Source organism: Enterococcus sp. AMC1251, from assembly GCF_058216535.1.
Genome location: NZ_CM177098.1, coordinates 2,100,105 through 2,118,821, shown reverse-complemented (window position 1 = coordinate 2,118,821; position 18,717 = coordinate 2,100,105). Strand labels below are relative to the sequence as shown.

11 protein-coding genes, 13 tRNA genes and 2 rRNA genes are annotated in these 18,717 nt (G+C 38.6%); 25 read left to right on the top strand and 1 reads right to left on the bottom strand.

The features are described 5' to 3' along the window. Positions 1-111 precede the first annotated feature (111 nt). The 16 genes from AC4BBR_RS10020 (at position 112) to AC4BBR_RS09945 (ending at position 5,136) form a co-directional block, all read left to right on the top strand. Positions 112-3,023 (top strand): 23S ribosomal RNA (locus tag AC4BBR_RS10020). Between the two features lie 98 nt (positions 3,024-3,121). After that, a 5S ribosomal RNA gene (gene rrf / locus AC4BBR_RS10015) occupies positions 3,122-3,237 on the top strand. Between the two features lie 7 nt (positions 3,238-3,244). Further along, positions 3,245-3,318, top strand: a tRNA-Asn gene (locus AC4BBR_RS10010). A 46-nt stretch (positions 3,319-3,364) separates the two neighbouring features. Further along, positions 3,365-3,453 (top strand) — tRNA-Ser (locus AC4BBR_RS10005). A gap of 14 nt (positions 3,454-3,467) precedes the next feature. After that, positions 3,468-3,539, top strand: a tRNA-Glu gene (locus AC4BBR_RS10000). Between the two features lie 12 nt (positions 3,540-3,551). After that, positions 3,552-3,624, top strand: a tRNA-Val gene (locus AC4BBR_RS09995). A 9-nt stretch (positions 3,625-3,633) separates the two neighbouring features. Further along, positions 3,634-3,707 (top strand) — tRNA-Asp (locus tag AC4BBR_RS09990). 12 nt (positions 3,708-3,719) lie between these two features. After that, positions 3,720-3,792, top strand: a tRNA-Phe gene (locus tag AC4BBR_RS09985). Between the two features lie 3 nt (positions 3,793-3,795). After that, a tRNA-Tyr gene (locus tag AC4BBR_RS09980) sits at positions 3,796-3,876 on the top strand. Between the two features lie 8 nt (positions 3,877-3,884). After that, positions 3,885-3,955 (top strand) — tRNA-Trp (locus AC4BBR_RS09975). Positions 3,956-3,968: 13 nt separating this feature from the next. Next, positions 3,969-4,041: transfer RNA gene (locus tag AC4BBR_RS09970), tRNA-His, on the top strand. A 30-nt stretch (positions 4,042-4,071) separates the two neighbouring features. Then, positions 4,072-4,144, top strand: a tRNA-His gene (locus tag AC4BBR_RS09965). A 15-nt stretch (positions 4,145-4,159) separates the two neighbouring features. After that, positions 4,160-4,231, top strand: a tRNA-Gln gene (locus AC4BBR_RS09960). A 35-nt stretch (positions 4,232-4,266) separates the two neighbouring features. Next, positions 4,267-4,337, top strand: a tRNA-Cys gene (locus tag AC4BBR_RS09955). A 19-nt stretch (positions 4,338-4,356) separates the two neighbouring features. Then, positions 4,357-4,440: transfer RNA gene (locus tag AC4BBR_RS09950), tRNA-Leu, on the top strand. A 195-nt stretch (positions 4,441-4,635) separates the two neighbouring features. Then, entirely contained in the window at positions 4,636-5,136 is a 501-nt protein-coding gene (locus tag AC4BBR_RS09945) for a P-loop NTPase family protein (protein WP_490459416.1), read from the top strand. 330 nt (positions 5,137-5,466) lie between these two features. On the opposite strand, the gene AC4BBR_RS09940 is transcribed toward AC4BBR_RS09945, so the two are convergent. Then, positions 5,467-8,127, bottom strand: a complete 2,661-nt coding sequence (locus tag AC4BBR_RS09940) for a sigma-54-dependent transcriptional regulator (RefSeq protein WP_490459415.1) — start codon at positions 8,125-8,127, stop codon at positions 5,467-5,469. A gap of 254 nt (positions 8,128-8,381) precedes the next feature. Here AC4BBR_RS09940 and AC4BBR_RS09935 point away from each other — a divergent pair, with 254 nt between their 5' ends. The 9 genes from AC4BBR_RS09935 to AC4BBR_RS09895 all read left to right on the top strand — a co-directional run bounded on the left by AC4BBR_RS09935 (position 8,382) and on the right by AC4BBR_RS09895 (position 18,705). After that, complete coding sequence (locus AC4BBR_RS09935; protein ID WP_490459414.1) at positions 8,382-8,723, top strand: PTS lactose/cellobiose transporter subunit IIA; 342 nt, start codon at positions 8,382-8,384, stop codon at positions 8,721-8,723. Positions 8,724-8,741: 18 nt separating this feature from the next. Next, positions 8,742-9,044 carry a PTS sugar transporter subunit IIB gene (locus AC4BBR_RS09930; RefSeq protein WP_490459413.1) on the top strand — a complete coding sequence of 101 codons (303 nt, stop codon included), beginning with the start codon at positions 8,742-8,744 and terminating at the stop codon, positions 9,042-9,044. Between the two features lie 27 nt (positions 9,045-9,071). Next, the gene (locus AC4BBR_RS09925; protein WP_490459412.1) at positions 9,072-10,331 is read left to right on the top strand and encodes a PTS sugar transporter subunit IIC; all 1,260 of its coding nucleotides are present in this window, start codon (positions 9,072-9,074) and stop codon (positions 10,329-10,331) included. Positions 10,332-10,340: 9 nt separating this feature from the next. Continuing rightward, positions 10,341-11,387: a tyrosine-protein phosphatase gene (locus tag AC4BBR_RS09920; protein ID WP_490459411.1), complete on the top strand. Its 1,047-nt coding sequence runs from the start codon at positions 10,341-10,343 to the stop codon at positions 11,385-11,387. 252 nt (positions 11,388-11,639) lie between these two features. Continuing rightward, positions 11,640-12,476, top strand: coding sequence for a BglG family transcription antiterminator LicT (gene licT / locus AC4BBR_RS09915; protein ID WP_490459410.1), 837 nt, complete (start codon positions 11,640-11,642; stop codon positions 12,474-12,476). 129 nt (positions 12,477-12,605) lie between these two features. Beyond that, positions 12,606-14,489, top strand: coding sequence for a beta-glucoside-specific PTS transporter subunit IIABC (locus AC4BBR_RS09910; RefSeq protein ID WP_490459409.1), 1,884 nt, complete (start codon positions 12,606-12,608; stop codon positions 14,487-14,489). A 40-nt stretch (positions 14,490-14,529) separates the two neighbouring features. After that, positions 14,530-15,960: a 6-phospho-beta-glucosidase gene (locus AC4BBR_RS09905; RefSeq protein WP_490459408.1), complete on the top strand. Its 1,431-nt coding sequence runs from the start codon at positions 14,530-14,532 to the stop codon at positions 15,958-15,960. A gap of 247 nt (positions 15,961-16,207) precedes the next feature. Beyond that, positions 16,208-17,233 (top strand): putrescine carbamoyltransferase, encoded by a 1,026-nt coding sequence (gene ptcA / locus AC4BBR_RS09900; protein ID WP_490459407.1) that lies wholly within the window; start codon positions 16,208-16,210, stop codon positions 17,231-17,233. An 89-nt stretch (positions 17,234-17,322) separates the two neighbouring features. Continuing rightward, positions 17,323-18,705, top strand: coding sequence for an APC family permease (locus tag AC4BBR_RS09895; RefSeq protein WP_490459406.1), 1,383 nt, complete (start codon positions 17,323-17,325; stop codon positions 18,703-18,705). Positions 18,706-18,717: the final 12 nt, after the last annotated feature.

Here is an 18,717-nt window from a genome sequence, read left to right as displayed (position 1 = left end):
ACAAACCGAGAACACCGCGTTGAAGAGTTAATTAACTGTTCGAAGCTTATTTTATTGGTGACGCCTCTATCGCTAGAGAAACGAACCAAACAATTGATCGTAAGATCATAAGGTTAAGTGAATAAGGGCGCACGGTGGATGCCTTGGCATTAGGAGCCGATGAAGGACGGGACTAACACCGATATGCTTTGGGGAGCTGTAAGTGAGCTATGATCCAGAGATTTCCGAATGGGGAAACCCAGCATCTTTTATAGGATGTTACTTTCCAGTGAATACATAGCTGGTTAGAGGTAGACGCAGAGAACTGAAACATCTAAGTACCTGCAGGAAGAGAAAGAAAATTCGATTCCCTGAGTAGCGGCGAGCGAAACGGGAAAAGCCCAAACCAACAAGCTTGCTTGTTGGGGTTGTAGGACTCCGTTGTGGTAGTCTGTCAAGATAGTCGAAGAACTTGGAAAGGTTCGCCAAAGTGGGTAATAGCCCCGTAGACGAAATGTTGGCAACACCTAGGAGGATCCTGAGTACGGCGGAACACGAGAAATTCCGTCGGAATCCGCGGGGACCATCCCGCAAGGCTAAATACTCCCTAATGACCGATAGTGAACCAGTACCGTGAGGGAAAGGTGAAAAGCACCCCGGAAGGGGAGTGAAATAGATCCTGAAACCGTGTGCCTACAACAAGTCAAAGCCCGTTAATGGGTAATGGCGTGCCTTTTGTAGAATGAACCGGCGAGTTACGATTGCATGCGAGGTTAAGGTGAAGAGCCGGAGCCGCAGCGAAAGCGAGTCTGAATAGGGCGAATGAGTATGTAGTCGTAGACCCGAAACCATGTGATCTACCCATGGCCAGGTTGAAGGTGTGGTAAAACGCACTGGAGGACCGAACCCACGTACGTTGAAAAGTGCGGGGATGAGCTGTGGGTAGCGGAGAAATTCCAAACGAACTTGGAGATAGCTGGTTCTCTCCGAAATAGCTTTAGGGCTAGCCTCGGAATTAAGAATGATGGAGGTAGAGCACTGTTTGGACTAGGGGCCCATCTCGGGTTACCGAATTCAGATAAACTCCGAATGCCATTCATTTATATCCGGGAGTCAGACTGCGAGTGATAAGATCCGTAGTCGAAAGGGAAACAGCCCAGACCACCAGCTAAGGTCCCAAAATATATGTTAAGTGGAAAAGGATGTGGGGTTGCACAGACAACTAGGATGTTGGCTCAGAAGCAGCCACCATTTAAAGAGTGCGTAATAGCTCACTAGTCGAGTGACCCTGCGCCGAAAATGTACCGGGGCTAAACATATTACCGAAGCTGTGGATTACACCTCTGGTGTAATGGTAGGAGAGCGTTCTAAGGGCGTTGAAGGTCGATCGTGAGGACGGCTGGAGCGCTTAGAAGTGAGAATGCCGGTATGAGTAGCGAAAGACGGGTGAGAATCCCGTCCACCGTATGACTAAGGTTTCCTGGGGAAGGCTCGTCCGCCCAGGGTTAGTCGGGACCTAAGCCGAGGCCGAAAGGCGTAGGCGATGGACAACAGGTTGATATTCCTGTACCAGTTGTTTTTGTTTGAGCAATGGAGGGACGCAGGAGGCTAAGGAATGCATGCGACTGGAAGTGCATGTCCAAGCAGTAAGTCTTGAGTAGAGTCAAATGCTTTACTCTGTACGGACAAGCTGTGATGGGGAGGGAAATAATAGTACCGAAGTTCCTGATGTCACACTGTCAAGAAAAGCTTCTAGTGAGAAAACAACTGCCCGTACCGTAAACCGACACAGGTAGTCGAGGAGAGTATCCTAAGGTGAGCGAGCGAACTCTCGTTAAGGAACTCGGCAAAATGACCCCGTAACTTCGGGAGAAGGGGTGCTGACTTCGGTCAGCCGCAGTGAATAGGCCCAAGCGACTGTTTATCAAAAACACAGGTCTCTGCAAAATCGAAAGATGAAGTATAGGGGCTGACGCCTGCCCGGTGCTGGAAGGTTAAGAGGATGGGTTAGCTTCGGCGAAGCTCAGAATTGAAGCCCCAGTAAACGGCGGCCGTAACTATAACGGTCCTAAGGTAGCGAAATTCCTTGTCGGGTAAGTTCCGACCCGCACGAAAGGCGTAACGATTTGGGCACTGTCTCAACGAGAGACTCGGTGAAATTTTAGTACCTGTGAAGATGCAGGTTACCCGCGACAGGACGGAAAGACCCCATGGAGCTTTACTGTAGCTTGATATTGAGTGTTTGTACCACATGTACAGGATAGGTAGGAGCCGATGAACCCGGAACGCTAGTTTCGGTGGAGGCGCTGGTGGGATACTACCCTTGTGTTATGAACCCTCTAACCCGCACCACTTATCGTGGTGGGAGACAGTGTCAGGTGGGCAGTTTGACTGGGGCGGTCGCCTCCTAAAGAGTAACGGAGGCGCCCAAAGGTTCCCTCAGAATGGTTGGAAATCATTCGCAGAGTGTAAAGGCAGAAGGGAGCTTGACTGCGAGACTTACAAGTCGAGCAGGGACGAAAGTCGGGCTTAGTGATCCGGTGGTTCCGCATGGAAGGGCCATCGCTCAACGGATAAAAGCTACCCTGGGGATAACAGGCTTATCTCCCCCAAGAGTCCACATCGACGGGGAGGTTTGGCACCTCGATGTCGGCTCGTCGCATCCTGGGGCTGTAGTCGGTCCCAAGGGTTGGGCTGTTCGCCCATTAAAGCGGCACGCGAGCTGGGTTCAGAACGTCGTGAGACAGTTCGGTCCCTATCCGTCGCGGGCGTTGGAAATTTGAGAGGAGCTGTCCTTAGTACGAGAGGACCGGGATGGACTTACCGCTGGTGTACCAGTTGTTCTGCCAAGGGCATTGCTGGGTAGCTATGTAGGGAAGGGATAAACGCTGAAAGCATCTAAGTGTGAAGCCCACCTCAAGATGAGATTTCCCATTTCTTTAAGAAAGTAAGACCCCTGAGAGATGATCAGGTAGATAGGTTGGAAGTGGAAGTGCAGTGATGTACGGAGCGGACCAATACTAATCGGTCGAGGACTTAACCAAAGAAACGAAATAAAAAAGTATTTCGGGCTGTTTGATTACTACTTCAATCCAGTTTTGAGTGAATAAAAAGCACTCAATTAAATAGCAACAACACCCAGTGTGGTGGCGATAGCGAGAAGGATACACCTGTTCCCATGCCGAACACAGAAGTTAAGCTTCTTAGCGCCGATTGTAGTGAAGGGTTTCCCTTTGTGAGAGTAGGACGTCGCCACGCTAATTATTCCGGCATAGCTCAGTTGGTAGTAGCGCATGACTGTTAATCATGATGTCGTAGGTTCGAGTCCTACTGCCGGAGTTCCTTAATATAGGACATATGAGTAGTGTTTGCTTCTTTTAACTCTGGAGAGTTGTCCGAGTGGCCGAAGGAGCATGATTGGAAATCATGTAGACGGTGAACGCTGTCTCAAGGGTTCGAATCCCTTACTCTCCGTATTAAGTTTTATTGGCCCGTTGGTCAAGCGGTTAAGACACCGCCCTTTCACGGCGGTATCACGGGTTCGATTCCCGTACGGGTCATTTATATTTTTTGGAGGTTTAGCTCAGCTGGGAGAGCACCTGCCTTACAAGCAGGGGGTCGGCGGTTCGATCCCGTCAACCTCCATTAAATTACGGTTTGGTAGTTCAGTTGGTTAGAATGCCTGCCTGTCACGCAGGAGGTCGCGGGTTCGAGTCCCGTCCAGACCGTTTTAAGTTTTTGGCGCAGTAGCTCAGTTGGTAGAGCAACGGATTGAAGCTCCGTGTGTCGGCAGTTCGATTCTGTCTTGCGCCATTTGGAGGAATAGCGAAGTGGCTAAACGCGACGGACTGTAAATCCGTTCCTTAGGGTTCAGTGGTTCGAATCCACTTTCCTCCATTTATAGTAGGGATATAGTTAAACGGTATAACTACGGTCTCCAAAACCGTCATTGTGGGTTCGATTCCTACTATCCCTGTTAATAGTTTATGGCGATTGTGGTGAAGTGGTTAACACAGCGGATTGTGGTTCCGCCATGCGTGGGTTCGATCCCCATCAGTCGCCCTTAGCTTTAAATTTATTATATGTTTTATGGCGATTGTGGTGAAGTGGTTAACACAGCGGATTGTGGTTCCGCCACGCGTGGGTTCGATTCCCATCAGTCGCCCTTAACTCTAATTATTGGGGTATAGCCAAGCGGTAAGGCAACAGGTTTTGATCCTGTCATGCGTTGGTTCGAATCCAGCTACCCCAGTTTCTCTTTTTGAGAATGGTCAATTTGTATAATATGGCGGTATAGCCAAGTGGTAAGGCAGAGGTCTGCAAAACCTTCATCACCGGTTCAAATCCGGTTACCGCCTTGCGAATTATTTATTTTATGCCGGCGTGGCGGAATTGGCAGACGCGCTGGACTCAAAATCCTGTGATCTTACGATCGTGCCGGTTCGACCCCGGCCGCCGGTATATGCCAAGCATTAACATGTATCTTATGTTGATGCTCTTTTTTTTGTCTAGGTGATTTTTGGGAGAGTCTCTACTTTGCACACTGAAATAAATATAGAAAATCGGTGACTTTTGAGTATGAGTTATTATCTCCTAGATCATTCTTTACTAATATAGTTTACCTTCACATCTTAGTGTAGGGAGGAAAAATAATAGATGAGTAAATTAATCATTATAAGAGGGAATTCAGCTAGTGGGAAGACGACTACAGCTAAAGCAATTCAAAATCACTACCCCAGAGGAACTGTAATGAGGATTTCTCAAGATGAAATTCGGTTAGGTATCTTAAATGTCAAAGATAGGGTAGAGAATCCAACATCTGAACTAATAAAACAGATCGCTGAATTTGGCAAAGAGAGATTTGAACTAATTGTTATTGAAGGTATTTTAGGTTCTCATATTTACAAGGAGATGTTTATATCCCTATATGAGTCTTTTCAAGGAGATGTTCATGCTTATTACTATGATATCTCATTTGAAGAAACCCTTACTCGTCATAGTCAAAGAGACTTGTCTAAAGTATTTGGAGCTGAAAGAATGAAGAGTTGGTGGTTAGAAAAAGATGTATTGGGTTTCAAAAATGAGACTTTACTTACATCAAAACAAAGTCAAGATGATGTGATTGATACTATCATAAAAGATATCAGTCTAAATTAAAATAAGCCACTCAATTCGTTAGGGAATGAGTGGCTTATGTTGTGTTAAGGTTTGTATTAAAAAAGGTCATTTAGCTTGTCTGACATGCTTTTTTGATTACTTGGGAAAGATGTCCATATGTGTCGTAAGTCGTGTGAATGGAGGCATGATCGAGTCTTTCTTTGATTGGAAATTCTTTTTCATCGTTCTCAACTAACAAGGCTACATGTGAGTGCCTAAAGTCATGAATCTGAATTCGTTTTAGTTCTATGTTGCGCTCTAGAATGGTGTTGTGTTTAGGCTCATTGTCAAATCGGACTGAGTTCTTACCAACATCAGAAAGTATTGATTTTAAAGAAAAGATTCATTCATTAAGAAGGCAGTTATATAGAAGACTTCATCCTTTGGTATTGTAATGGCATAGTAGGTTTCTAAAAGCTGACTGTTTTTTTGAACACTAGCAATTTCAACCGCATATTTTTCTTGAAACGCTGATGTTTGTGGGAAGCTACTGACATTCTTTCCTTGTCTTAAACGGTCAATCATGCAAACAACATGACAAGCTAAACCTACTTTTATTTCATAAGAGATATCAGGATTGATTTCTGTAGCTATTGTTTCTACCCATTCGCGAATAGAAGAAATCAATTGTTCACCATCTTTATACTTCAGCATATTTGAGATATTGGTTCGCATACCTTCAAATGCAATTTCATAGTCGATAAGAGACTGAATTTTTTTTGTTTTCGTTTTATCTAATGCGTCAGTGATTGAAAAATGAGGCGAAGTGGATGATAACTGAAAAGTACCAATCGTACAAATGATTTTTCCAGAATGATTCAAGTTCGTTATTGTTTGTTCTAGTAAGCTTTCGTCAGTCATTTGCAACGATACGATTTCACAAGCATCACCACGTAAATTTAGTCGATTACTGAGCATTTTTTTGATTAATTGGGCAGATCCTTCACCAGTGCTACATAGGGTGAGGATATATAATTTTAGTGTTTTTTGTTTATCATTATTTTTCTTATAAGTAGACAGTCCTCTAATATTCTTCGTAGATTCATAAACCTCATTTAATCCATATCCAAGAGAAGCTTTTCTACTAGCTTCTAAAACATGGAGTGTACTGACTAACTCAATATAGCGGATTTGGATATTTAATTTTTTTTCTAGTTCATCACTAAAATTGATCAAAGAGCCCATGTCTACCAATAAAAGAACATCCTTTAAGTTATTCTTGCTGGATAGGTAGTTTTCAATATCTCTCAAAGCAACGATCGGTCTTTCTTCAAGGTTCATATCAAATCCTACCGCTATTTGTTCTCCCAGAAGTTTGTTGACAACACTTGCCATACTTGTAGCTGTTGATTCACCATGTGCGACGACTAAGACTTCTACTTTAGCTCTTCTTCTATTTTTTGTTTCATCAGATGTAAAAAATAATGCTAGAAAACCTGCTTCATCTTCTGGTAGTTGAATACTAAAATCAGATTCGATAATAGATAGACAATGTTGAGCTGTTTCAAAAAGCCGAGGATGCGCCATTTTTATTTCTGTAATTCGCGGATTAAGAATTGTCTGACCTCTTTTTACGCGCTGAATCGTATTATACAAATGAAGAGAAAGACCGTAACGGACATTATCAGAAAGAAAAACATTCAATAATCGAGAAGCTTTTTCACAGATTTTATTAGCTGTTGCTACGATTTCGGAGCCAACGATCTGTTCTAAATTATTTAAATCAACGACTGATTCGACCTTGTAAGAGCGATAATAGTTGGTGATCGTTGTATCGATGATCTCAGACGTTTGGGAAGTATCAAGACCAATACGTTCCATATCACTTATTTTTTGTTCAATAATTTGGTAAATATCGTTACTTTTCATATCTTTAGGCAAAAGGAGCGTTGTTTCATCATTATTGAAAAGGAAAAAGCGAGTATTCATATTTGGTAACAGTAGCCAGATTTTTTTGCGATGTTCCGTATTGTAAAGTCCTTCACGGATATAATGAGGTAATTCATAACTGCTAATTTTAATCGTTTCTTCTTGTCGGACAATAAATTGAGAATAAGATTTTGCGCAAAGTAATTGAATATCAGCTTTTAGTTGCCCAACATTATTTGGACAATGATACCCTAACAATGCTCGAATCGTATTTGTAGAAACTTCTATTGCTGTTCCTAATTTCTTAGTTTCTGTTTGAAAAAAAGTTGAAATTAAACTTAATCGTTCTTCTAAATCACGCTCAATTAAGCTAGGAATTTCGATTTTCATGGGAATTCTACGGATAAATGTTTGTAGCAAAGAAGAAGAAGTATCTTCAGTTGTTGCACAAATAAGTAATACTTGGGCATGTCGTTCGTTACTTGTTTCACCAAGTCTACGATAAATTCCTCGATCGATAAATGTAAATAACATCTCTTGACCTTCTGGAGGAAGTCGATGGATTTCATCTAGAAAGAGAACACCTCCATTTGCTTTTTCCAGTAAACCAATTCTGTTCTCTTCTGCTCCAGTATATGCTCCTCTAAGAATTCCAAATATAGAACCAAGCAATAATTGGGGGTTATTAGCATAGTCCGCACAATTAAATGTAACAAAAAGAGAATCCGCTTTCATTTTATTTTGAGATTTTGCGTAAGTATAAATTAATTCAGCAAACATACTTTTTCCTACGCCTGTTTCTCCTGTTAATAGAATATGCATACCATTTGGTGGATATAAGACAGCTGCTTTGGCTTGTTCACCACAATGAAAAAGACTAGGGCTTTTTTTGATGAATTCATCTAAGATATTGTATTCATTTTTTTCTTTTGGAATGGTAGAAAAGAAATAGACAGGTTTAGTGCCGCTTTTTTTTGCTTTTCCAAGTTTGACTAATTGATTTAAATCACTACTGACGTTTGCTCGCGTAATGTTGAGTTGTTCTGCAATCTCATTTGCAGTAGCTGGTTGTTTTTCAGAGTATTGTATTAGCAATTCTGCTACTTTATCGATTCTTTTCATTTTTCCCCCGATTTTTAATGAATAGTGTGTTTTTTGTTCTATAGACTAAGTATAATATTGTCAGATGAAATAGTCAAAGTTGCATATTTTATTTATTACAATGTGTTTCATTCTTTGATTGAATGTGTTTTCCTTTTTTATAATATAAAACACATTGCTTATAACGTTTGTTCTATTAACGTTCTAATTAATTGGCACGAGTATTGCGTATATAACTATGAAAACGTAATTAGTGTTAGAAGGGAGAAGATCAAATGATTTCAGAGATAGATGTAATGCAAATCATTGTTTATGCGGGGAATGCAAAATCACTTGCGATGAATGCAATCAAAGAGGCTAAAGGTGGAGAGATCGTTGGTGCAAAAATAATGCTAGAGGACAGTAAAGGTAATTTGAAAATTGCCCATCAACAGCATACAGATATTTTACAAAAATTTGCGAGTAATCCTGATGAATCTGCAAATATGTTTTTGACTCATGCGCAGGATCATATGATGGCTGCAATCACAGCAACCGATTTCACAAAAGAACTTATTGATTTACATGAAGAACTGCAAGAATTACGTATTTTAATTAAAGAGAGTGCTAAAAAATAAATGGAAAAGGTGATTAGGATGAAAATTACATTAGCATGTGCAGGTGGAATGTCTACAGGAATGTTAGTTAAAAAAATGGAGGAATACGCTAAATCTCAAGGTATCGAAGCAGATATTTCTGCTTGCGGGCTTAGTGAATTAGAAGAAAGGGTGACTGGAACAGATATTATTTTATTAGGACCGCAAGTTGGTTACCAACTAGATGATGTAAAAAAAGAATACCCTGATATTCCTGTACTTGTAATTGAAATGATGGATTATGGCATGATGAATGGTGAAAAAGTTTTTAAGAATGCTCAAGAGGTTATTGCATCTATTTAGGTTTAGTAAAAAAAGGAGGAGTTAAAAATGTCAGAAACAACAAAAAGTTCGTTTATAAATGGGTTGAATGTGTTTGTCAATAAATTTTCGAATAATACATTTGTTAAGAGTATAGCTAATGGGATGATGATGACTTTGCCAATCACTATTGTAGGAAGTCTGACAACGATTATTGGTATGATTCCAGGTTTACCTGAGATTGTCATGAAAGCTTGCTCGTTAGGAACATCGATTTCAAGTAATCTGATTACAATTTATGTAATTATAGGTATCTCTTGTGCGATGGCAAGAGAGAAAAAAGGAGATACGATTGCGTCAATTATCTTATCATTAGCTGCTTTCTTTGTTTTGACACCAATTACGGCATTTGATATTGGTCAAGAGAAACCAGCATTGGCGTTCGAATTAACTTATCTAGGATCAAAAGGAATTTTTGTAGGGATGATTGTAGCTTTAGTTGTCACTTGGGTTTTCGCTAAAATGGTTGAAAAACGTATTACGTTTAGAATGCCTGAGAGTGTACCAACAGCTATTGCTAAAACCTTTGAAGCAATTGTTCCAGCTGCAATTATTTTTATTGTTGTTATTATAATCAGTACGGCTTTTGCAGAAACTAAATTTGGAAATGTTCATGACTTTATTTATACAAATCTACAAACACCACTTGAAGCCTTAGGAGGTTCGATTTGGTCAGCACTCTTTATCATGTTTTTATCAGAATTATTATGGTTTTTCGGTATTCATGGAAGTATGGTTGTAGGTTCTGTTATTGCAGTTTTATTTACAACACAAGCATACGCAAATATGGAAGCCGTAGCAGCTGGAGAAGTCGCTACGAATATTATTAATTCGTTTTTCTTAGATGCTTTTAAAGGTCCGAGAGCATTAGCATTAGCTGTTATTTTAGTTTGGATGAGCAGAAGTGAAAAATTCAAATCAATTGGAAAGATCTCGTTAGTTCCTAGTATCTTCGGAATCACTGAACCAATGAAATTTGGGATTCCAATGATAATGAATGCTCTTGTTTTTATTCCTTTGACTCTTTCAGCTGCTATCTGTGTGGGGATTGCCTATGTGGCGACAATAATTGGTTTTTTACCTGTTATTAGTGTTAATGTACCTAAAAATCTTCCAACATTCTTGTCTGGTTTTATGGCAGCTGGTTGGCAAGGATTGGTCGTACAGTTGATTCAATTCGTTGTGGTATTATTATTGTATCTGCCATTTATGAAAAAATTGGATAGTCAAGGCGTTGTAGAAGAAACTGCAAATCTTGAAAAGCAATAGGAGAGTGACATGATGCAAACACTTCAAGTGAAAAGAGACGAAGAGCAATTAGCAATTTACATTCCAGATACAGCCACTCTTCCTGTCAAGGTTTATTATGGAACTGACAGTTCAAGAAAGACTGATATTAATTATTTAGAGTTTACAGAAAAAGGCTGGCAAAATTTTACAGATCCAAATTCTAAAGAACGTCTTTATTTTAAATTAAAAATGAATTCAGATATATTTATCGGAGCAGAACGCCGTTTACCGTTGAACAACTTATATAATTGCCGAGATATGGGTGGATATCTTACAACTGATGGTCGATTGACATGCTGGGGACAAGTTTTCCGCTCAGATGCCTTACATCAAATCGACGAGAAAGGTCAAGATTATATCGAGCGTATGGGGATAAAGCGGATCATTGACTTTCGCTCACCAGAAGAAATAACTAAAGATCCAAATAAAGCTATTTCGACAAGTGAGACATTCAATTTTAATCCTCATGCTGACGTTGCGCAGCAAGCTAGTACTCAATCTGTTTCTAAGAAAGATGAAGACAAAATAGCCCAATTAGAAATAATGGTTCAGACTGAAAAGGGTAGAGCACAACTGATGAAAAATCGTAATGTAATGGTTACTCAAATGGAGCAATTAGTATTAAGTACAAATGCCATCAAAGCGTATAAAAATTTTTTCAAGTTACTTCTGCAAGAGGATGTAACCCCATTACTATTTCATTGCCAAGGTGGAAAAGATCGAACAGGCTGGGCGGCTGCTTTATATCTAGGTGCTTTAGGTGTTGATAAAGAGCAAATCTACCAAGATTATTTACTAACAGATAAAATGAATGCTCCGAGAAATGCGAAAAGAATGGCTATCTATAAAAAGTATACAGACAATGAGGATGTATTAGCTTTTCTAGCATCACTTCAGCAAACAAGAAAAGATTATCTGGATGGGGCTTACAATGCTGTAGAAAAGAACTATAGCACGATAACGAATTACTTAAGAGAAGAATTAGAAATAGATAAAGGAACGTTGGAAATACTAAAAAATAAATACTTGTATTGATTCGAGTTATCATAAATAGCTGGACAAACGAACTAAATCTGTCTTGCTGTTTATTGATGTACATAATATTTAAGTAAATAGAAATTCTTTTTAAAAAGCGAATAGAAGCATTTTTCCTTGGTTGACAACGCTTTATTTTCATGTTTTAATAACAAGAGAAATTAAGATTGTTACTGAATTTTCAGGCTATACTTTATTTCTTTTTATTCATATTTAATTAGCTAGCTGATCTAATCTCATTGAGGAGATATTATGGAAGTAAAAAAAGTAATCAATAATAATATTGTGAAGTCTCTTGATACTGATAATCACGAAGTATTAGTGATGGGCAAAGGTATTGGCTTTAAAAAAAATGTCGGTGATATTATTGATGATGCTCTTATTGAAAAAGTATATACAAGTAATGCCGATTTAAATACAAATAAGCTCACTCAACTATTATCAAAAGTTCGCTTAGAGCATTTACAGGTTGCTAATGAAATTATTGGTTTCGCTAAAGTTTCATTAGGCAAAAAGTTGAATGAAAATATCTATCTTACATTAACTGATCATATCGACTATGCTATTGAACGACATAATAGCGGTTTACCAGTTAGAAATGCACTGCTATGGGAGATCAAGCGTTTTTACAATCACGAATATTTGATTGGAAAAGAAGCGTTGACTATTATTTCCAATCGTCTGGATATAGTGCTTCCTGAAGATGAAGCTGGTTTTATTGCATTACATATCGTGAATGCAGAACTAGATTTATCACAAGTCAGTCAAGTTTCTGAAATGACAAAGGTCATTCAAAAAATCATTAATATTGTTAAGTATCATTATAAAACTGATTTGGATGAATACACGCTAAATTATGAACGATTTATTACGCATTTGAAGTTTTTTGTTCAACGCTTATATAGTGGAATAGAATTGGATAAAGACAAAGATGAAGGTTTCTTGTTTATGTTAAAGGAAAAATACCAAGAAGAATACCTTTGTGCATTGAAAATACATGAGTATATTGGAAAAGAATTTGGTCGTGATTTACAAGAAGATGAGATGATTTATCTCACCATCCACATCAGAAGAATAACAAACAATTAAAGGATTGTTACTGCGTTAAAGCAGGCTATACCTAAGAAAAATCTCTTTGAAATAAGAGGTTTCTTAGGTATTTTTTTATGGATTTTATAGGACTTCACAATTTAACTATTAAAATAAGGGGGATGAAGAATGAATTATCAAGAATTAGCACAAACAATTATTGAAAAAATCGGTGGAAAACAAAATATCGCTGGTTTAACGCATTGCGCTACAAGATTACGTTTCAATTTGAAAGATGAAGGGAAAGCACAAACGGATGTATTGAAAAATACAGCAGGTGTGATGGGCGTTGTTTCAAAAGGGGGACAATATCAGGTAATCATCGGTAGTGATGTCGGAAGTGTTTATAAGGAAATTTTAAAAGAAGTACCTGCATTAGACGGAGAACAAGCTGAATCTAATGAAAAAGATGAACGGGGTACGGCTTCAAAAATTATCGACACAATTACTGGTATTTTCACACCAATCTTACCTGCGATTACGGCTGCTGGGATGTTAAAAGCAGTTCTGTCTCTTCTGGTTGTTTTTAATGCGATCGATAAAACTGGTCAAACTTATATTATTATTGATTTCATGGCAGATTCTGCTTTTTACTTTTTACCTATTCTATTAGCAGCGTCATCTGCACAGAAATTTAAAACAAATATGTATCTGGCTATGATGGTTGGCGGGATTTTACTACATCCGAATTTTGTCGGAATGGTTAATACAATCAAGGAAGCAGGAGAAGGCAGTATTCATCTTTTCGGATTACCGATATCTGCAGTAACATATGGATCATCAGTTATTCCGATTATTTTAGCAGTCTGGTTTATGTCTTACGTTGAACCGATTGCTGATAAAGTATCACCTAAAGCAATCAAGTTTTTCAGTAAACCATTGATTACGATTGCGATTGTTGGAACTGTTTCGCTAGTAGTAGTTGGGCCGATTGGTTATTTCATTAGTGATGCTATTTCAAATGGGATCAAAGCCTTGGAAAACTTTAGTCCATGGCTAGTTCCGACGATTATTGGTGCATTGACACCATTGTTTGTAGCAACAGGAACGCATTATGGTTTAGTACCAATTGGGATTAATAATCGTATGACAACTGGTTATGATAGTGTAATCTATCCAGGAATGTTAGCATCAAATCTTGGACAAGGAGCTGCTTCTTTAGCTGTTGGTGTTAAAAGTAAAGATTCTTCAATCAAGCAAGTGGCAGCTTCAGCTGGTTTAACAGGTTTATTTGGGATTACTGAGCCTGCGCTATATGGTGTTAACTTGAAATATAAAACGCCCTTATATGCTGCAATGATCGGTGGCGGAATCGGTGGTTTGTTTATGGGAATCACTCGAGTGAAGAACTTTACAGGTGGTTCACCAGGTTTATTAACACTTCCAAGCTACATTGGTGATGACACATTGAAACATTTATATATGGCGTGTATCGGAGCTGCAATCAGTATTGTAATTTCGTTTGTTGTATCATATATTTTATATAAAGATCCTGTCACCGAAGAAACACGGACAGTATCAAAACCAAATGAAGGAAGTGCGATTTCTGAAGCAAATACAATCACAGAGGTTGTTGTACCCATCAAAGGTGAAATTGTAGACTTGAATGCCGTAGAAGATGGTATGTTTTCAGAAGAAATTTTAGGTAAAGGATTTGCCATAAAACCTGTAGAAGGTATTGTTTATGCACCAGTTTCAGGAACTGTAACAGCAGTTTTTGATTCCAAACATGCAATTGGATTAACTAGTGATTCAGGTGTGGAATTATTAATTCATATCGGCATTGATACTGTTCAACTAAATGGTGAAGGATATAAATATTTTGTTGAAAAAGGTCAAAATATTGAAATCGGAGATAAACTAATTGAATTTGACTTAGAAAAAATTGCCGAAAAAGGCTATAATATAATTACACCCGTTGTCGTAACAAATTCAGCTGATTTTGGTGATATTATTACGTTAACCAAAGTTTTGGCTGAACCAGGTGAGCAAGTTATGAAAGTCATTCGTTAATAAGACTTTTGTTCTAATAAATTCTAGGAGGATGAATCAAATGGCATTTAGAAAAGACTTTTTATGGGGCGGCGCAACAGCGGCCAATCAATGTGAAGGTGGCTATAACGAAGGCGGACGCGGATTAGCCAACGTGGATCTAGCACCAGTTGGACCAGATCGTTTTCCAGTGATTACTGGAGAGAAGAAAATGTTCCACTTTGATGACGAACATTTTTATCCAGCGCAAAATGCGATCGACATGTATCACCACTATAAAGAAGATATCGCATTATTCGGCGAAATGGGGTTTAAAACTTATCGTCTATCAATTGCTTGGAGTCGTATTTTCCCTCTAGGAGACGAAACAGAGCCCAATGAAGAAGGCTTGAAGTTCTATGAGGATTTGTTCAAAGAATGCCGCAAACACAATATAGAGCCTCTTGTAACGATCACCCACTTCGATTGTCCGATGCACTTAGTGGAAAAATATGGCGCATGGCGCAGCCGTGAGCTGGTTGGCTTTTATGAAAATCTATGTAACGTGATCTTCAACCGTTATAAAGGCTTAGTAAAATACTGGTTAACGTTCAATGAAATCAATATGATTTTACACGCACCATTCATGGGCGCGGGTCTTTACTTTGAAGAAGGCGAAAATAAAGAACAAGTCAAATACCAAGCGGCGCATCATGAATTATTGGCCAGTGCGATTGCAACAAAAATCGCCCATGAAGTCGATCCAGAAAACCAAATAGGGTGTATGTTAGCGGCAGGTACAAACTATGCCTATACATGTAAACCAGAAGATGTCTGGGCTGCGCGCAAAGCGGATCGTGAAAACTTCTTCTTTATCGATGTTCAATCTCGTGGGGAATACCCAGCCTATGCGTTGAAACAATTAGAACGAGAAGGCATTGAATTACCAATTGAAGAGGGCGATTTAGAATTATTGAAAGAACACACAGTAGACTTTATTTCATTTTCTTACTATTCATCACGTGTGCAATCAACAGATCCTGCCATCAACGAAAAAACAGCTGGAAATATCTTTGCTTCAGTGAAAAACCCATACTTAGAAGCAAGTGAATGGGGCTGGCAAATCGATCCACTAGGATTACGTACAACAATGAATGATCTATATGACCGTTACCAAAAACCATTATTTATCGTGGAAAACGGTTTAGGCGCAGTCGATACACCAGACGAAAACGGCAATGTGATCGATGATTATCGTATCGAGTACCTAGCTGCACACATTCAAGCAATGAAAGATGCAGTAGAACTTGATGGTGTAGATTTACTAGGCTACACAACATGGGGCTGTATTGATTTAGTCTCTGCTGGAACGGGCGAAATGAAAAAACGCTATGGCTTTATCTATGTCGATCGTGATAATGACGGGAATGGGACGTTAAAACGTTCGAAGAAAAAATCATTTGACTGGTATAAAAAAGTCATTGCGACTAATGGGGAAGATTTGACGAATTAGCCTTGCTTCCAAATAAAATTAGTAAAAGGCAAGAACGAGTATACAAACTTGTTTTTGCCTTTTTTTGCTGTCTATTATTGAATGTAACCTGTTACGCAAAATGGAACAAAATACAAGCTGCTTTTTTCTTCATCAAGAGTTTAGAAACCGCTTCAAAAAGAGTAAACTTCGATGTATGCTTAATTCGTCAAAAGGAAAACTCGAGGAATCCGACAATAAAAATCAAAATGGATTGGTGGAAGAAATGATGAAAAAAAGAGACTTTGTTGATACAAATGATTTTACGAAAGCGGAAATCGATTGTATGATCCAACTGGCTTTAAAATTAAAAGAATCAATTAAGAATGGCTACTATCCACCGCTTTTAAAAGACAAAACATTAGGGATGATTTTTGAACAATCATCAACTCGTACCAGAGTATCCTTTGAAACTGCAATGACCCAATTAGGTGGGCATGCGCAATATTTAGCACCAGGACAAATTCAATTAGGTGGTCATGAATCTTTAGGAGATACTGCTCGGGTGTTATCTCGTTTGGTCGATATTTTAATGGCCCGTGTTGAACGTCATCAAACAATTGTTGAGCTGGCCAAAGATGCCACGATCCCAGTTATTAATGGTATGAGTGATTACAATCATCCTACGCAAGAATTAGGCGATATTATTACAATGACCGAACACTTGCCGGCAGGGAAAACACTGAGTGATTGTAAAATTGTCTTTGTTGGAGATGCTACTCAAGTGTGTGTATCTACAATGTTTATGGCAACAAAAATGGGGATGAATTTTGTTCAATTCGGACCAAAAGGTTTCCAAATCAAAGATGAAACGTTAGCCATCGGACAAAAAAATGCCGAACTTTCTGGCGGTAGTGTGTTGATCACTGAAAATGCTGAAGAAGCGCTGAAAGATGCTGATTTTATTTATACAGATGTTTGGTATGGCTTATATGAAGCTGAACTATCAGAGGAAGAACGGATGGCGACTTTCTATCCAAAATATCAAGTAAACCAAGCATTGGTTGATATGGCGGCCCCTCATGTTAAATTCCTACATTGCTTACCTGCGACGAGAGGTGAAGAAGTGACAGATGAAGTATTAGATGCCCCTTATTCTATTGTTTTAGATGAAGCGGAAAATCGTTTAACCGCAATGCGTTCATTATTGGTTTACTTTATGAATCCATATTTAGATGATGCAGGTGAAGCGGTAGGAGATCGTTATGATGCCGAATTTGAATTGATGTTGAGAAATACTGTAGTTGCTAAGTGATTTTAGAGAAATGAGGGGAAAGAAGTGGAGTCCATCTTAAAAATTTCTGCTTCTACTCCTATTTCTTTAATGAAAGGTGCGTACAAAACATGAAAGAAAAAAAGAAATTTCGGTTGTTTGACGCAGTTCTAATGGCAGTTGTTGTCATACTTGTTGTTGAATCTGCCGCTCCAGCTGCTGCTATTGGGTCATCACAATTTTTTTGGTGGGGAATTTTACTCATTTTATTCTTCTTACCGTATGGGTTGATTTCAGCTGAATTGGGCACGACTTATACTGGAGATGGGGGTATTTATGATTGGGTAAAAATGGCTTTTGGTCGTCGTTGGGGAGCTCGTGTGGCATGGTTTTATTGGATTAATTTTCCGATTTGGATGGCAAGTTTAGCCGTTCTTTTTACAGAAGTGATGACGCAGATTTTTGGTTTAACATTAGGAACGCCCATTTTAATTATAGTTCAGTTAGTTTTTATTTGGGGCGTTACATTGATTAGTTGTTATCCAGTTAGTGATAGTAAATGGATTTTGAATCTTGCGGCTTTTTCGAAAGTGGCGATTATGGTTTGTTTAGGTGTATTAGGTATTTACCATGCAGTGACAAAAGGCATGGCTAATGATTTTTCTGGCAAAGCATTACTACCAAGTTTTGATTTGAATAGTTTAAGTTTTATTTCAGTTATTTTGTTTAACTTTTTAGGTTTTGAAGTAGTGACAACTTTAGCTAGTGATATGGAAAATCCGAAAAAACAAATTCCTCAAGCAATTATTTACGGCGGTATTTTAATTGCCTTCTTCTATTTGTTTGCTGCATTTGGTATGGGAGCAGCAGTACCAGCAGATCAATTGTCGACTTCGGGTGGTTTGATCGATAGCTTTATCTTATTAGTTGGTGGAATCAATCCGTTTGTTATCATTATTGGTTTATTGTTTATGTATACATTAGCTGCGAATCTGATTTCTTGGGCATTAGGTGTAAACTATGTTGCCTTTTATGCTGCTAAAAATCATGATTTGCCAAAAGTGTTCGCCAAAGAAAACGCTAAAAATGAAATGCCGATCGGCGCTTCAGTTATCAATGGTATTGTGGCTTCTGTACTGGTAATTGTTGCACCATTTATTCCAAATGAAAACATTTTCTGGGCATTTTTCGCTTTAAACGTAGTGGCGTTATTAGTTTCTTATATCATGATGTTCCCAGCATTCTTGAAACTACGTAAAATCGATCCAGATAAAGAACGTCCGTTTAAAGTTCCAGGAGGGCCTGTTTTGCTAAAAATCATTGCTTATGTTCCATTTGTTTTGTTAGTTATTACTTTATTTTTCTCGATCGTTCCTTTATCAAGTACAGAATATACTGAGAAAATACCAATTTTGATTGGAACAATTGTAGCAACAATTATTGGTGAAATCTGTATTCGCTTGGGAGATAAAGAGTATACCAAAAAACAACAGGTAGAAAAAAATTCAAGATAAAGGGAGTTTTGA

Coding starts and splice junctions, on each gene's coding strand:
- AC4BBR_RS09925 (WP_490459412.1), top strand. CDS start 9,072: ATGTCAGAAACAACAAAAAGTTCGTTTATAAATGGGTTGAATGTGTTT.
- AC4BBR_RS09930 (WP_490459413.1), top strand. CDS start 8,742: ATGAAAATTACATTAGCATGTGCAGGTGGAATGTCTACAGGAATGTTA.
- AC4BBR_RS09940 (WP_490459415.1), bottom strand. CDS start 8,127: ATGAAAAGAATCGATAAAGTAGCAGAATTGCTAATACAATACTCTGAA.
- AC4BBR_RS09895 (WP_490459406.1), top strand. CDS start 17,323: ATGAAAGAAAAAAAGAAATTTCGGTTGTTTGACGCAGTTCTAATGGCA.
- AC4BBR_RS09935 (WP_490459414.1), top strand. CDS start 8,382: ATGATTTCAGAGATAGATGTAATGCAAATCATTGTTTATGCGGGGAAT.
- ptcA (WP_490459407.1), top strand. CDS start 16,208: ATGAAAAAAAGAGACTTTGTTGATACAAATGATTTTACGAAAGCGGAA.
- AC4BBR_RS09945 (WP_490459416.1), top strand. CDS start 4,636: ATGAGTAAATTAATCATTATAAGAGGGAATTCAGCTAGTGGGAAGACG.
- AC4BBR_RS09910 (WP_490459409.1), top strand. CDS start 12,606: ATGAATTATCAAGAATTAGCACAAACAATTATTGAAAAAATCGGTGGA.
- AC4BBR_RS09920 (WP_490459411.1), top strand. CDS start 10,341: ATGATGCAAACACTTCAAGTGAAAAGAGACGAAGAGCAATTAGCAATT.
- AC4BBR_RS09905 (WP_490459408.1), top strand. CDS start 14,530: ATGGCATTTAGAAAAGACTTTTTATGGGGCGGCGCAACAGCGGCCAAT.
- licT (WP_490459410.1), top strand. CDS start 11,640: ATGGAAGTAAAAAAAGTAATCAATAATAATATTGTGAAGTCTCTTGAT.